The following is a 14,298-nucleotide window of genomic DNA, read 5'->3' as shown; positions in this document are numbered from 1 at the left end:
GTCAGCGAACCGCGCGCCAGGCATGCCATGTCGCATGGCCCAGCAACGGAAACACGATGATCAGGCCGATCATCCCGGTCGCCACCGAAAGCACAAACAGCGCCAGCACCACCGCACCCCAGACCAGCAGGGCCGGCAGATTGTTCCAGACCAGCGCCCAGCTCGTGCCCATCGCAGTCAGGCTGTCGAGCCGCCGGTCGAGCATCATCGGGATCGAAAAGGCCGAGATGGCAAAGGCAAAGGCGGCGAACAGGCCGCCGACTGCCGAGCCGACCAGCAACATCGCCAGCCCCGTCGGCGTGGCGAACAGCATCTGCACGATATGGTTGAACCCCGGAAACGGCCGCACCCCGAAGAACAGGGCGTAGATCAGCACCGCCGCCCGCATCCACAGCAGCAGCAGCCCGCACAGCATCGCGCCGGTGAACAGGATCTGGCCGCCCGACTGCGCCCGAGGCATCAGCATGTGCCCCAGCGACACCGGTCGACCTTCCTCCAACGAGCGGCTCTTGGCGTAGAGACCGATGGCCAGCGCCGGCGCAAGGATGAGAAAGCCGGCAAGCACCGGGAAAATGGCAAAGTCCCATTCCAGCACCACCAGCCCCACGATGATCGCGGCGGACAGCAAGAACACGAACAGGCCGTAGAGCAGGCTTGGCCATGGATCGCGCGTCAGGTCGTGCCATCCCGCGCGCAGCCAGGCGACAGCACTGCTGGCTGGCAGGTTGCGGGCATAGGGACTGACCCGAGGGAGCGGCGGGACGATAGGGGGGATGGTGGTCATCATCGTCTCCTGATCATGTCAGCATGACGGCTGGGCCGCAGTGAAGACGCCGGGGCTTACGGGTTGTTCGCCGGCCTTGGCATGCGCCACGCATCGCGGTTGCGAACTGGTGGCGACATAGACCAGATGGGCATTGGCAAGCAGCACGACGACGAGCGCGATGCCGCACAAGATCACGATCGAGCGGCGGGAAGGGGCGGTCATCACCGTCCGGCCCCCTTGTCGAGGAGATAGACCACGAGGATCTTGCGATCGACCGGACTGAGCTGGTTCTGCCAGGCGGGCATTTCGCCCTGCCTGCCACCGTACACCGACGTATAGACCGACTCTGCATCGCCGCCATAAAGCCATGTGTGATCGGTGAGATTGGGGACGCCCAGCGCCTGGTTGCCGCGTCCCTCCGGCCCGTGGCAGGCGACGCAATTGGCCGCGAAGACTGCCTGCCCCGCAGCGACCGATTGCGCGGTTCTGCCCAATGCATGGGCCGGGTCCGACAGCGACAGGACATAATCGGTCACCGCCAGAACGGCGTTGTTGTCGAGAATGCCATCGCGGCCAAACGCCAGCATTTGGCTGACGCGCGTATCCTTGCTCTTGCTGCTGTTCACGCCAACCGCGATGGTCTGCGCGATCGTTCCGGGGCTGCCACCCCACAGCCAGTCCCGGTCGGTGAGGTTGGGAAAGCCCTTGCCGCCGGTGGCATTGACGCCGTGGCAGGCCGCGCAATTGTCGCCGAACAAGCGGTGGCCGTCTTCCCGGACGATCTTCATCAAGGCCGGGTCGGCGCGGATCTGGTTGTAATCGAGCGCGGCGATCCGGCCGGTCCAGGCGCTGCGTTCTTGCGCGGCCCGTTCAACGATCCGGGTCACGGTCGTCCGTTGATCCACGCCAAGCAGGCCGTGCGTATAAGTGCGGCCAAGCGGCCAGGCCGGCATGAGAATCCAGTAGCCCACGGCGAACAAGGCGCTGAGGATCAGGAAGAACCAAACCGCCCGGGGCACTGGCGTATTCAGTTCCTTGATGCCGTTCCATTCATGGCCGGTTGTCTGGTGCCCGGTGTGAGGATCGCGTTCGGTTACAGCCATGGCTTGTCCTCGTCCTCGATGATGTCCCGGGCTGCCTTGTCGAACCGGTCCCGGTTCCGAGGCCACAAGGCGTAAGCCAGAGCTACCGCCGCCATCGCGAGCAAGTAGACCAGCCCGAACGACTTGGAGAAACCGACCAGCGTGGAATGGGCTATGTCCATCGGGTCACTTTCCTGCCGGTTCGGGTGCCTGGGCCGCGTTGCTAAGCTTGCCCAGAACCTGGAGATAAGCGACCAGCGCATCCATTTCCGATACGGTGCGCTTGTCGCCATCGAATGAGCGGACCTGCGTCGCCGCGCCATAGCGCTTCATCAGCCCCTGCGTGTCGCCATCGGGCGAGGCCTGGGCGACAGCGTCGGCTGGCGCATTCGCGATCATCGCGTCGGTATAGGGCACACCTACGTCGCGCTGCGCTTTCAGGTGCTCGCCAAGATAGGTGGTCTGCAATTCTGTGGTATTAAGCCAGCCGTATTTCGGCATGACGGACTGCGGAACCACGCTGCGCGGGTTGGTGAGGTGCGCCACCTGCCAGGCGTCGGAATACTTGCCCCCGACGCGGGCGAGATCGGGACCGGTGCGCTTTGAGCCCCACAGCATCGGGTGGTCGTACTTGGACTCCACCGCCAGCGAATAATGGCCATACCGATCCACGTCGTCCTGCAGCGTGCGGATCATCTGCGAATGGCAGGCATAGCAGCCTTCGCGGATGTAGATGTTGCGCCCGGCCAGTTCGAGCGGCGTGTAGACCCGCATGTCCGGATCGGTCTCCACCGTTTCGTCGATGGTGAACAGGGGGGCGATCTCGATCAGGCCGCCAATGCTTGCGACGACCATGATCGCGAGCACGAGTGTGATAGACTTGCGTTCAAGCCGGTAGTGGATTCCGAACATCGCCGTTTACTCCGCAGGCTGGAGGTGGGCGAGGACGGGCTCATCTCCCGGCGGCGCAACGGCGGACGTCGGTTGGCGGATCGTCATCCAGATGTTGTAGCTGCCCACCAACGCGCCGGTCAGGAAGAACAGCCCGCCGATGGCCCGCGCGATGTAGTAGGGATGCATCGCCACGACCGTATCGAGGAAGGAGTAGGTCAGCGTGCCGCTGTCATTGTAGGTGCGCCACATCAGGCCCTGCAGAACGCCCGAGTTCCACATGGCAAAGACGTAGATCAGCGTTCCCGCCAGGGCGAGCCAGAAGTGCACCTCGACCAGCGCCGGGGAATGCATCCGCTCACGCTTCCACAACCATGGCACCAGCGCATAGATCGAGCCGAAGGTGATCATGGCGACCCAGCCCAGCGCGCCCGAATGGACATGGCCGATCGTCCAGTCAGTATAATGCGATAGCGAATTGACCGGACGGATTGCCATGAACGATCCCTCGAATGTCGACAGCCCATAGAAAACGGCGGCCATCATCATGAAGCGCAGCGTGGCGTCGTCGCGGACCTTGTCCCACGCGCCGTTCAGCGTCAGCAGCGCATTGGCCGCCGCGATCCACGAAGGGATAAGCAGCATCAGCGAGAAGGTCATGCCCAGCGTCTGCACCCACTGCGGCAGCGCCGTGTAGTGCAGGTGGTGCGACCCCGCCCACATGTAGAAGAAGGTGATCCCCCAGAAGCCGATGATCGACATGCGGTAGGAATAGATCGGCCGCCCAGCCCGCTTGGGCAGGTAATAGTACATCATGCCGAGGAAACCGGCGGTGAGGAAGAAGGCGACCGCGTTGTGGCCATACCACCACTGCGTCATCGCGTCCTGCACGCCAGAGAACGCCGAATAGCTCTTGGCGCCGGCAAAGGACACCGGCACCGCCAGGTTGTTGACGATGTGCAGGATCGCAACGACGAGAATGAACGCCAGGTAATACCAGTTGGCGACGTAGATATGCGGCTCCTTGCGGCGCGCCAGCGTTCGCAGGTAGAGCACGAGGTAGGTCACCCAGACCACGACCAGCCAGATATCGGCATACCATTCCGGTTCGGCATATTCCTTCGACTGGGTAATGCCCATGAAATAGCCCGACACCGCAAGGATGCAGAACAGGTTGTAGCCCAGCAGAACGAACCACGGGCTGAACTGGCCCGGCATCCGCGCGCGCGATGTGCGCTGCATGACATGGTAGGAGGTGGCGATCAGCGCATTGCCGCCAAATCCGAAGATCACGCCGGTGGTGTGGACCGGTCGCATGCGCCCGAAGCTGGCCCATGCCGTGTCGAAGGTCATGTCGGGAAAGGCCAGCAACAATGCCACCCAGACGCCCATGAACATCCCGAACACGGCCCACGCCATGGACAGGATGATCCCGGCCTTGCTCGGGTCATCGTAATATGAGGCCAGTCGCGTATCGTCCGGTTCCGGCGCAAAATATCCGCGCAGGACCACGGCGAGGAGGCCAAGGCTGTACAGCGCTACGATATAGCCGTGAATTTCCATGGCATCGGCGCGCATCGCCGCCGCCGCAGCCATGACGATACCAATCATCATTCCCACGGTCAGAATGGCAATCGCCGCCTGGCGTTCGCTTAAGGTGAGACCTGAGATCACGCGCGAACTCCCTCAAAGGACATGCCAGGAATTATCACAGAAGATGCATTTGACATACCGCTTATTGTTGCAAAATTGCTTTTGCAGCAATTTCTTGTGGTAATACCGGGCGAGGTCCAGCAGCGACAATGCACGGCCTCCAATCCAGCGGGGGCAAGCGTCGAATGTGGTCCGGAGCTGCCGAGCCGCCAGCGGATCTGCTGGTGTCCCTGGCTGCAAGTGAGACTGCCGGGGTATGAGCAACCTGGAATCATTGCCCGGCAGCGGTCGACAGGCGGGCTGCAAAGTGATGGAAGCGCTCGTGGGTTCCAGGAGCATTGCGCGCCTCCACTTCCTCAAACTCCGCAAATATCTGCCTGCGGGCTTCGGCAGGCACCAATCGTTCGACCATCGGAAAGACCATCTGGTCCTCTTTCCAGATGTGTTCCGGATAAAGGCGCTCGATGGGCTCGATGGCCGCTATGACCTTCCCTTCGGAGCCTGGCTCACCTGCGTGATAAGCCTTGGCAGCCTCCTCCAGCTGTCCGACGAGATGCCTTGCTTCCTTGTGTTCATGCAGCAGCGCATCCAGCGGGCAGCCGTGCAGGGGGACGCCGTGCGCGACCATTGCGGGAAACAGGATTTCCTCTTCCTTGGCATGATGGCATTTGTCGGCGAATTCACGCATGAAAATGACTGCTTCAAGCAGCAGATCCGCATCGGTACTGCGGCCTTCGCGGAGATGCCGCGCAAGACCATGCAGGCCGAGAACGACCCTCAGGATAATCTCATGCTCCCTGCCGAGCATCTCGATCGCGGCATTGTCCGTCATGTCTTATCTCCGATTGGGTTCCATCGTCGAACGTTGCGCCCTCACGCGGCCTGTTTCATCTCCAGGCGTTCCCAGATTTCGACCAGCGCCTTGGTTAGCTCCACCATCATCTCCTCGGTGTGCGAGGGGCCGGGGGTGAAGCGCAGCCGCTCGGTCCCGCGCGGGACGGTGGGGAAGTTGATCGGCTGGACGTAGACGCCGTATTCGGCGAGCAGGATGTCGCTGATCCGCTTGGCCTTGACCGGATCGCCGACCATCAGCGGGACGATGTGGGTGACCGTGTCCATCACCGGCAGCCCGGCCGCGGCGAAGCTGGCCTTGAGGAAGGCGGCAGCCGCCTGCTGGCCCTCGCGCTCGACGCTGGAGGCCTTGAGGTGGCGGACCGATGCGAGCACGCCGGCGACCAGCACCGGCGAGAGCGAGGTGGTGAAGATGAAGCCGGGCGCGTAGGAGCGGATCACGTCGATGATCCGGCTGTCGGCCGCGATATAGCCGCCCATGACGCCGAAGGCCTTGCCCAGCGTGCCCTCGATGATGGTGACCCGGCCGGCGGCCTCGTCACGCTCGGAGATGCCGCCGCCGTGTACGCCATACATGCCGACGGCGTGGACCTCGTCGATGTAGGTGAGGGCGTTGTACTTGTCGGCCAGGTCGCAGATCGCGTGGATCGGCGCGGTGTCGCCGTCCATTGAATAGACGCTCTCGAAGGTGATCAGCTTGGGCAGGGCGGGATCGGTTTCCGCCAGCAGCTGTTCGAGATGTTCGACGTCGTTATGCCGCCAGACCTTCTTTTCGGCGCCCGAATTGCGGATGCCGGCGATCATCGAGGCGTGGTTCAGCTCGTCGGAAAAGATCACGCAGCCCGGCAGGACCTTGGCGAGGGTGGAGAGCGTGGCGTCGTTCGAGACATAGCCCGAGGTGAACAGCAGCGCGCTGTCCTTGCCGTGAAGGTCGGCGAGTTCGGCTTCCAGTTCGATGTGATAATGCGTGTTGCCGCCGATGTTGCGCGTGCCGCCTGAGCCCGCGCCGACATTGTGGAGCGCTTCCTCCATCGCGGCGATGACCTTGGGGTGCTGGCCCATGGCGAGATAATCGTTCGAGCACCACACCGTGATCGGCTTGGGACCATTGTGCCCGGCAAAGCAGCGCGCGTTGGGATAGGCGCCCTTGTTGCGCAGGATGTCGATGAAGACCCGGTAGCGGCCTTCCGAATGAAGGCGCTCAATCGCCGAGTCGAAAATCTGGTCGTAGTTCATCTCGACGCCTCCTTGATTCCTCACAGCTTCCACGTTGCTTCGATGGTGAACGATCTTTGCGGAAACGGATGAAAGAGGAAGTATTTGTCATTATTGAGGTTATCGACCCCGACCGCGAATTCGAGATGTTCCGACACCTGGAACAGCGCGCGCGCATCGACGACGAAATACCTGTAGAAACCTTGATAGGTGTTGCCGACACTATCGCTGTTATCGAGCGTCGCGTAGTTACGGCTGGCATATCTCACGGCCGTGGCCAGTGAGATCGCCTTGCTTGCATGCCATGTAACGACTGCGCTGGCTTTCCAGTGTGGGACGCTGGGCAGCAGCTTGCCGACCGCGGCAGGAAAGATCGCATCTCTGACTGTCCTGGCGTCGGTGTATGTCACGCTGCCCGACAGGTCGATTCCCGGCACGATGTCGCGGTGGTTGACCGCCACTTCGATGCCGCGCGCGCGGGTGCGATCGACGTTTTGGACGAAGCTGAACGTACCGGTGATCGGCGGTAGCGGGCCACTCTGGGCGATCAGGGCATTATCGACCACCTCGTTGAACAGCGACAGGCGCAGTGTGCCGCGGGCGTCGCGGTGTTCCAGCGCCAGTTCCGCGGATCGCGCGCGCTCGGGCTTGAGGTCCGGATTGGGCACGCTCAGCACAGTGCCCGTGGTGACGGTCTGATAAAGCTCGCCCACTGTCGGGAAACGGTAGGCCTGGCCGAACGACAGTTTTGCGCTCCAACCCGCCCTAGGCTGCCACTCGAGCGTGGCCTTTGGCGAGAACCCCTGGGCTGCGCGCTCCGGCTGATTGACGACAAGCGCCGGAGTAGCCGAGAAGTTGTAGCCTTCGTAGGCGCGCCACCATTCATGGCGGCCGCCCAGCGTCAGCGTCAGGCCCGGTCTGATCGTCCAGGCGTCCTGCACCCAGAGCGCCAGCATGCGGGTCTTGCCGCGCGAGGACTGGTTGAGCGCGCCCTGCTGATCCCCGGTCCAGTCGGCGGTGGTGTAACGGTCGGCTTCGACCCGGTAGCGGTCGTAGTGGCCGCCAAAGCCGAGGACATGTGCACCGTCCGATGAGCGCCAGGCGGCCTTGGCGTCGAACGTGGTCCATCCGGTTCCGTCCTGCCGCTGGACGTTGCCGCCCCCGCCGGAAAAGGCGGCGGGGAGCGCTCCGCCGGGCGTGCGTTGTATGTCGTGACCATAGCGATAGACCGTGCCGACTAGATGCCAGTCGAAGTGGTCTCCTTCGCCATGAACGGTCGCCACGTGCGACCAATGCAAGGCATCGCGGGTATAGACGTTCGGTGAGAACGCGCTGGTGTAGACAGGCGCACCGGTCACATCGCTCAGGTAGGATTTTACCGTGCCTCGGCTGTCGTCGCGCCACAGACCGAATATATAGGTGATGCGCACATCCGGGCTCAGTTCGAGTGCGGCCTTCAGCTTGAAATTGTCCTGAAGGTGATGCTCGATCCCGCCGCCGCCGAGCACCTTGATCGGAGTGCCGGTGCGGTTGCGATCGTCGAAGGCGCCGGTGGCGCCTGCCGGGGCGCTGGCAGCCGTGATGTAGGCCAGCGGCTGGCTGTTGGCGGTGGTGTGCGTCGCGCTCGCGAACAGGGCAAGTGGTCCGAAGCGGTCCCCGATCGAGCCGGCGACCTGCCATGTCGGCAGCGTCCGGCTGGTGGCGTACTGGTCGAACCGCTGGAGGTTGCTCAGTACGCTCAGCCGCGCCTCCAGCGCATCGGGCATGCGTGTGACGATGTTGACGACCGTGCCGATGCTGTTTCCCGGATAAGCAGCGGAAAAGGGGCCGTAAAGGACGTCGATCCGCGAGATTTCCTCGGGCGTTACCATGTTCCAGCGCGGACTGCCGCTGCCGTTGTTGTTGGCAATGAGTGCCGATAGCGGCGCGCCATCGGCGTAGATCAGGCTGCGGGCGCTGGCGCCGAGCCCCGATGTTCGCGTTGCGATGGGTGCGAAATTGTCGCCGATGTGCCTCTTGCGTACCACCAGACTTGGCAGATACTTGATCGTGTCTTCGACGCTTGCGGCGTTGACCGTGGCGTTTATCCGGCTTTCGTCGATGGAGACGCGCGTGGACGGCGCGTTTTCGATCCGGTCGTTGTGCTTCTGGCCGATAACGAGGATTTCGTCGCCGGGCGTCGGACGGAAGTTAGCGACCAGTCGATTTTCTTCCGGCTCGTTATCGGCCAGGGCTGGCGATGATAGGGCCAGCAATCCCAAAGTGATTGCATATGTCATGTCCGGCCGTTTCATCGTCGATCTCACAAGTCGTTTCCGTCGTGGTTCCCGAGACGAGGCTCCTGCCGCATTCATCGGCCCGGCAGGAGCCAAGGGGTCGTCCCGGGAACCACGGCGCTGGTGCGACCACGCACCAGAGGGGGGGCTTGCTTGTGCCTAGGGCACAAGGATGAGGTCGCCCCGACCCATCTTGGGATCCGCGTCATCGGAATACATGAGCACGGCCATCGCCCCGGTATGGGCATGTGACATGGAGTGATCGACAATCACATTCGCGCCCGCGACCGGCGAGACGATGTCGAGAGTAGCACCATCGCCGGGTCCGACGGTAAGGCTCTGCAGCCCGGTCTTGCGGTTTTTGGGATTGCCGCTGGGATAGACGGCGTCCCAGATGCCTGCAATCGGATGCAGCGTCGAATATTCGTTCGGGCCGGCGTTGACGAAATAGACCCTGACCCGCTCGCCGGGCCTGGCGACCAACATCCGCGTGGCCGCCGGATCGTGGACGGGATCATACTTGAAGGCCATGCCGTTGAACGCAACATGCTCCCAGTTGCTCTTCATGATCGAGTGAAGGTCATCCGGGTTGGCATAGATTTCCGACTGAACGAGCACATATTCGCGGTCGGCCTTGGGCAAGGCCTTGGAATCCTTCGGATCGACCAGGATGACCCCGAACATGCCGCGCGCAATGTGCTGGTACATCGGGTCCGAGCCGCAGTGGTAGTAGAAGGCGCCCGGATAAGTGGCGACGAAACTGAAAGTCTTGGTTTCGCCGGGCTTGATCGCTTCGAAGTCCTTGACGACGTCAACGCGGGCAGCGTGCAGATCGATCGAGTGCGAATTCTTGTTGGCGGGATCGTTGGTCAGCGTGATGGTAACGCGGTCACCCTCGGTCACGCGCAGGACCGGTCCCGGTATCTGGCCTTCATAGGTCCAGGATGCCTGCATGGTTCCCTTGTTGTCGATGGGCAGCATCACCTCCTTGGCGGTCAGCCGCAGATTGATCTCTTTCGCAAGCAATGGCTGTGCGATGAGAGCCGCGAGTGCCGAAGCGGCCAGTAACATGGTTTTACGCATAAGGTTCCCCCTGGTTGATGGAGCGGGTCACTTCGCCTCTCCGCATTTGCAGACGAAGTGGAGGTAGTCGGCCATGTCCTCGATCTGTTCGTGAGTGAGGACCGAAGACCACGATGGCATCAGTGCCGATTTGTTGACCGAAGCGCCGCCATCGGTGATTGCGCGGATCATCTGGTCGCGTGGCAGCGAGGCCATGGCGACCGTGTCGCTGTGATCGCGCGGTTGCACCGAAAGCCCGACCGTGTTGATGCCCTTGCCGTTGCGCTGGACGCCGTGACATTGCGCACAATAGGTGTCGTAGAGCCGGGCGGACGCCTGGATCTTCGGACTTTCGGCGCCTGCGGAGGCGGGCTGGTGAAGCGCCAGCGAGCCTGCGAGCAGTGCGACGGCTGGCGCGAGGATTCCAAAACGGACCATCACTTGCCCTCCTTGCCGAGTGAGGCGACATAGCCGGTGAGACGCTGGAGGTCGGCGTCGGTCAGCGTCAGGCGCGGCATCCAGATGAAGCGGTCGAATTGCTGCGGGTCGCGGGTATAGGCCAGGACATAGTCCGGCTTCAGCCGCTTGCCCGCGTCATAGAGTTCGGGGCCGGACAGGCCGCCCTGGCCGGGCTTGTCCTGATGACAGGAAGTGCAGCCGCGCAGCTTGCCAAAGGACATCTGGCCCATCGTCAGGTTGACGCCCTCGGGCTTGAACTCGCCGGGATTGACGAGTCCTGCGCTCTTGAGCTGCGACAAGGCGTCGGCGATCCGGGGAGCAGAAGCGGCATCGACCGGCGGATGTTTCTCGATCGCGGCCGTGTCCAGCGTATCGCGCGGACTCCCCGGCTTCGCATGCTTGAACCACAGCACGCCGCCCGGACGTATCGGCGTGGGATTCTGCAGCCAGCTCACCAGCCAGTCGCGGTTGAATTTGTCGCCGGCATACCACAGGTCCGGTCCTTTGCGGTTCCACAGACGCTCGACGGTGGGATTGTCGGGTTTGGTCAGCGCATGACACGAGGCGCAACTGGCTGGAATGGCGCTTGCTGCATCCGCTGCGGCAGCCGGCTCCGCTGGAGCTGGCCTTGCCGAGAACATCAGGGCGGCAATGGTCGCGCCTGCGGCAAGAAACAGGGGAATGCGCATCGTGCCGCCTCCTCAGGTGATCGGGGTGCCCTTGAAAGTCGGGTTGGTGTGGATGCCGTGGGGCTTCTTCAGGCTCTGCTCGTAGTAGAAGTCGGGCACGAACTGCTTGTGGCCCCAGTGATACCAGGGCTGGTCGCGCGGAATGCCGTCGTATTCGATGACGGTCATCACCCCGCCGTGCGGCGTGTGGCCGTTCATGGTGTGGTGATCGATGTGATCATGGATCATCCATCGGCCGGGGTTGTCGCAGCGAAGGATGATGTCGTAGCGTTCTCCGGGACCGACCAGCACGGTATCGGCCTTGATTGGCGCTGGCAGCGGATGGCCGTCCTTGAAGGCGATTTCGAAGACGTGGCCATGGATGTGGATCGAATGGAATCCGCCACCTGCTCCGAACAGGCGCAGACGCAGGACATCGCCTTCCTTCACCCGGAGTGGCTGCGTTTCGGGGAACGATTTCCCGTTGATGGTGAAAAAGTCGAAGACATCGCCCGGCACGCCTCCCTGCCCAGGCTTGTCCGCCCAGGCCGATGCCCACTCGGAGAACATCATGATGTAGTCGCCGGTGATTTCGCGCTCGATTGGCGTGGGGCGCTTTCGGTCGATAATGAATGGCCCCCACATACCGCGGGTGGCGACGTGTTCATTTACGTTGACATGGCAGTGATACCACATCGTTCCGGCCGGCTCGGCGACGAACTTATAGGTAAAGCTGTCGCCGGGCTGGATGCCCAGTTGGGTCATGTCGGGCACGCCGTCCATCTGCCAGGTGCCGCGTTGGAGAATGCCGTGCCAGTGAATCGAATGAGGCAGGGTGGTGAGGTTGTTCACGGTGACTTCGACAAGGTCGCCTTCGCCGACGTGGAACAGGGGGGCGGGAACCTGGCCGGCGAAGGCGAAGGTGTGGAACGTCTGGTTGCCGACCAGCGTGATCCGCGTGTCCTCGATGTTCATTTCGAACTTGTGGGAAGCGCGGCCTGTGCTTGTCGATGTCGAGGGGGCGCTGGCGGCCGACGCAGAGGCCGAACTCAGAACGGGAAGCGCGCCCGCCGCCGCCAGGCTGGTCAGAACCGCATCGCGTCTGGTAAGCTTTGGCATGTCCCCGCCCCTTAAATAGGTATGTTTAATACCTCATTTATGGGCGGATTGTGCGTAGTGGAAAGTGAAAAATGTTGTTTTTTTAGTGTAATAATTTTGCTTGATTGCCCGTCAGGCTGGCTAATCGGCGTCAGTCTGTGGCCGGAAGGTTCCGGCTGAGCTGTTCGTTGAACCAGGCAGTGTCAGGCACGAGGTCGGCGACGGTGTAGCTATCCAGTCGCTTAAGGAAGTCGCCAAGGGCCAGCCCCAGGGCACTCTGGAGGCCGCAGACGCCGAACGCAGGGCACATGTTCCGCGCCGGCGACATGCATTCGACGAAGGTTTCGAGGTTTTCGAGATCCCTGACGATGGTTCCAACGTTCAGATCTCTTGCCGGAACGGCCAGGCGCAAGCCGCCGCTGCGCCCGCGAGCCGTGTCGACGTAGCCCGATTGCTGCAGGCGCTGCGCCACCTTGGCCAGATGATTGCGCGAGATGCCATAGCTGCGTGCGATCTCATCGACCGACATTTGCCGGTCGGCTGAGGCGAGCAGCATGAGGATGCGCAGGCCGTAATCGGTTTGCAGGCTGAGATGCACGATGCCAACATGGGCCAAGTCGATTTTCGAGGCAACCGTTTGGAGCCGCCTCGCGCCATGTCAGGTCTTGTCTGCACTCTTGCAGACATTGACGATGGTGAGTTTGCGTTCACGCCCGTCGCGGTCAGGCCACAGGATGGATTGGCCCGCGCGCAGACCGATCAAACCGGCGCCGACAGGCGTGAGAATGGACACACGCCCGGCCGCGATATCGGCGTCCCGGGGAAAAACGAGTTTGACTGTCCGGTCGGCACCGCTCGCCTCGTCGATGAATTCCACTGTGGAATGCATCGTGACGACATCGGGCGGAAGGCTGGCCGCGTCATGGACGGTGGCGCGTGCAATTTCGTCGAGCAATTGCCGACTGACTTCCGGGACCCGCGCTTCGGCACTCAACGCGAGATCAGTCAGTGTATCAGCCTCGACATCTATCATGTGTATCGGCGGCCGCCGTGTGGCCTTCTTCGTGGTCATGACAATGCAAAATCCGGAGCTTGTATCGCGGGTCCGCGATCAAATCGCGGCGATGGAGAGGATTTTCGCCCCGAGACCGGAGCACACCGCACCGGATCCCGGGGCTAGTTGCCCGCGAGAAGCTGACCTGCGTGAACGCGAAAACGCGGTTGGATGGATTGAGACCACATGATGCGAGCGTGCAACGACCGCATCGACAAGTCAAATATGCTGGTCTGATTGGCGCCCCTTCCCCGCAAATCAGGCAAAGGCGCCTGCATCATCCATTTGCTGGAGCGTCAGTGGCATTTCGACCGCGTCTGCAACAAGGATCGCGAACTTGGCTCCGCGATAATAGATGTCCGGCCTGTGCCAGGCCTCCATCACCTTGAGGCGCACACCGGCCAGTTCCACCTCTTCGCCGGGAACCGGCGGGTTGGAGAAATGGAAGCTTCCTTCGGCTGTTGCCGTTTGCCGGTTCCGGCCCAGGAATATGTCTACCAGCATGTCTATCCATCCTTTCCAGAGCGTGTGCTCAATGCGTTGCCGCAGGAAAACTCCAGAGGGCGCCTTGTCCGGTGGCGGCGGCAAATTGCTTTTCGGCGAACCGCCAGTTGGCGAGCTTGCTCCACCAGACTGTGAGCCAGGCGGCTCGGTCCTGCCGATGCTCGATGTAATAGGCATGTTCCCAGACATCGCAGGTCAGCAGCGGGATCGTCGTGGCATCGCTGATCGGCGTCTGGGCATCATGGGTCGACAGCACTTCGAGGACGCCGTTGCGGGCGACGATCCAGACCCAGCCCGAACCGAATTGCCCTAGCCCTACGGCGATGAAGCGTTCCCGCAGCTTCTCCGGACTGCCGAAGGTTTTGACGATGGCCTCGGCGAGCCGTCCCTCCGGCCCCGCAGTCCCGGGCGTCATGCTTTCCCAGAAGAAGCTGTGATTCCACGCTTGCGCCGCGTTGTTGAACAAGGCGGCGTTGCCCGTCCTGGCGGCAGACCGGATCACGTCCTCAAGGCTGGTCGGGGCGAGGCTCTGCTCGGATAGCAGGCGGTTGAGGTTTTCGACATATTTGGCGTGATGGCGATCGTGATGAACGTGGAGGGTCTCTTCACCGAGATGGGGCTGAAGATCCTGATAGCCGTAAGGTAACGGCGGCAGAGTGAAGGTCGCGGGTGCAGACGACGCTGCGGTAGCTGTCAAGGATGGGCTCCTTTCAGGCAT

17 protein-coding genes are annotated in these 14,298 nt (G+C 62.3%); all 17 read right to left on the bottom strand.

Annotated features, from left to right (window positions below; translation table 11 throughout):
• Window position 1 precedes the first annotated feature (1 nt).
• The 17 genes from K426_RS03050 to K426_RS02970 all read right to left on the bottom strand — a co-directional run bounded on the left by K426_RS03050 (window position 2) and on the right by K426_RS02970 (window position 14,277).
• Complete coding sequence (locus K426_RS03050; protein WP_066561275.1) at window positions 2-784, bottom strand: DUF2189 domain-containing protein; 783 nt, start codon at window positions 782-784, stop codon at window positions 2-4.
• Between the two features lie 18 nt (window positions 785-802).
• A complete protein-coding gene (locus K426_RS03045) occupies window positions 803-988 on the bottom strand; it encodes a hypothetical protein (protein WP_066553587.1) in 186 nt (61 codons plus the stop codon).
• Entirely contained in the window at window positions 988-1,869 is an 882-nt protein-coding gene (gene ccoP, locus K426_RS03040; RefSeq protein WP_066553584.1) for a cytochrome-c oxidase, cbb3-type subunit III, read from the bottom strand. The genes K426_RS03045 and ccoP overlap by 1 nt, the downstream gene beginning before the upstream one ends.
• Window positions 1,860-2,030, bottom strand: coding sequence for a cbb3-type cytochrome c oxidase subunit 3 (locus tag K426_RS03035; RefSeq protein WP_066553581.1), 171 nt, complete (start codon window positions 2,028-2,030; stop codon window positions 1,860-1,862). The genes ccoP and K426_RS03035 overlap by 10 nt, the downstream gene beginning before the upstream one ends.
• 4 nt (window positions 2,031-2,034) lie before the next feature.
• Window positions 2,035-2,760, bottom strand: coding sequence for a cytochrome-c oxidase, cbb3-type subunit II (gene ccoO / locus K426_RS03030; RefSeq protein WP_066553578.1), 726 nt, complete (start codon window positions 2,758-2,760; stop codon window positions 2,035-2,037).
• A gap of 6 nt (window positions 2,761-2,766) precedes the next feature.
• Window positions 2,767-4,413, bottom strand: coding sequence for a cytochrome-c oxidase, cbb3-type subunit I (ccoN, locus tag K426_RS03025; protein WP_066553575.1), 1,647 nt, complete (start codon window positions 4,411-4,413; stop codon window positions 2,767-2,769).
• A gap of 250 nt (window positions 4,414-4,663) precedes the next feature.
• Complete coding sequence (locus K426_RS03020) at window positions 4,664-5,224, bottom strand: hemerythrin domain-containing protein (protein ID WP_066553573.1); 561 nt, start codon at window positions 5,222-5,224, stop codon at window positions 4,664-4,666.
• Between the two features lie 41 nt (window positions 5,225-5,265).
• Entirely contained in the window at window positions 5,266-6,480 is a 1,215-nt protein-coding gene (hemA, locus tag K426_RS03015) for a 5-aminolevulinate synthase (RefSeq protein ID WP_066553570.1), read from the bottom strand.
• Window positions 6,481-6,500: 20 nt separating this feature from the next.
• Entirely contained in the window at window positions 6,501-8,753 is a 2,253-nt protein-coding gene (locus K426_RS03010) for a TonB-dependent receptor (RefSeq protein ID WP_237229910.1), read from the bottom strand.
• A 141-nt stretch (window positions 8,754-8,894) separates the two neighbouring features.
• Window positions 8,895-9,818, bottom strand: coding sequence for a multicopper oxidase domain-containing protein (locus K426_RS03005; protein WP_066553568.1), 924 nt, complete (start codon window positions 9,816-9,818; stop codon window positions 8,895-8,897).
• Window positions 9,819-9,845: 27 nt separating this feature from the next.
• Window positions 9,846-10,235 (bottom strand): c-type cytochrome, encoded by a 390-nt coding sequence (locus K426_RS03000; RefSeq protein ID WP_066553566.1) that lies wholly within the window; start codon window positions 10,233-10,235, stop codon window positions 9,846-9,848.
• Window positions 10,235-10,945 (bottom strand): cytochrome C, encoded by a 711-nt coding sequence (locus K426_RS02995; protein WP_066553564.1) that lies wholly within the window; start codon window positions 10,943-10,945, stop codon window positions 10,235-10,237. The genes K426_RS03000 and K426_RS02995 overlap by 1 nt, the downstream gene beginning before the upstream one ends.
• A 12-nt stretch (window positions 10,946-10,957) precedes the next feature.
• Complete coding sequence (locus tag K426_RS02990) at window positions 10,958-12,043, bottom strand: multicopper oxidase domain-containing protein (protein ID WP_066553562.1); 1,086 nt, start codon at window positions 12,041-12,043, stop codon at window positions 10,958-10,960.
• Window positions 12,044-12,173: 130 nt separating this feature from the next.
• Window positions 12,174-12,638, bottom strand: coding sequence for an RrF2 family transcriptional regulator (locus K426_RS02985; RefSeq protein WP_257721806.1), 465 nt, complete (start codon window positions 12,636-12,638; stop codon window positions 12,174-12,176).
• Between the two features lie 42 nt (window positions 12,639-12,680).
• Entirely contained in the window at window positions 12,681-13,094 is a 414-nt protein-coding gene (gene rnk / locus K426_RS02980) for a nucleoside diphosphate kinase regulator (RefSeq protein WP_066553560.1), read from the bottom strand.
• A gap of 240 nt (window positions 13,095-13,334) precedes the next feature.
• Window positions 13,335-13,580: a hypothetical protein gene (locus tag K426_RS02975; RefSeq protein WP_066553557.1), complete on the bottom strand. Its 246-nt coding sequence runs from the start codon at window positions 13,578-13,580 to the stop codon at window positions 13,335-13,337.
• A gap of 28 nt (window positions 13,581-13,608) precedes the next feature.
• Window positions 13,609-14,277, bottom strand: a complete 669-nt coding sequence (locus K426_RS02970) for a superoxide dismutase (protein WP_237229908.1) — start codon at window positions 14,275-14,277, stop codon at window positions 13,609-13,611.
• Window positions 14,278-14,298: the final 21 nt, after the last annotated feature.

The organism is Sphingobium sp. TKS, from assembly GCF_001563265.1.
GTDB lineage: Bacteria > Pseudomonadota > Alphaproteobacteria > Sphingomonadales > Sphingomonadaceae > Sphingobium.
The sequence above is the reverse complement of the archived record's forward strand: the minus strand, read 5'-3'. Positions and strand labels throughout refer to the sequence as shown.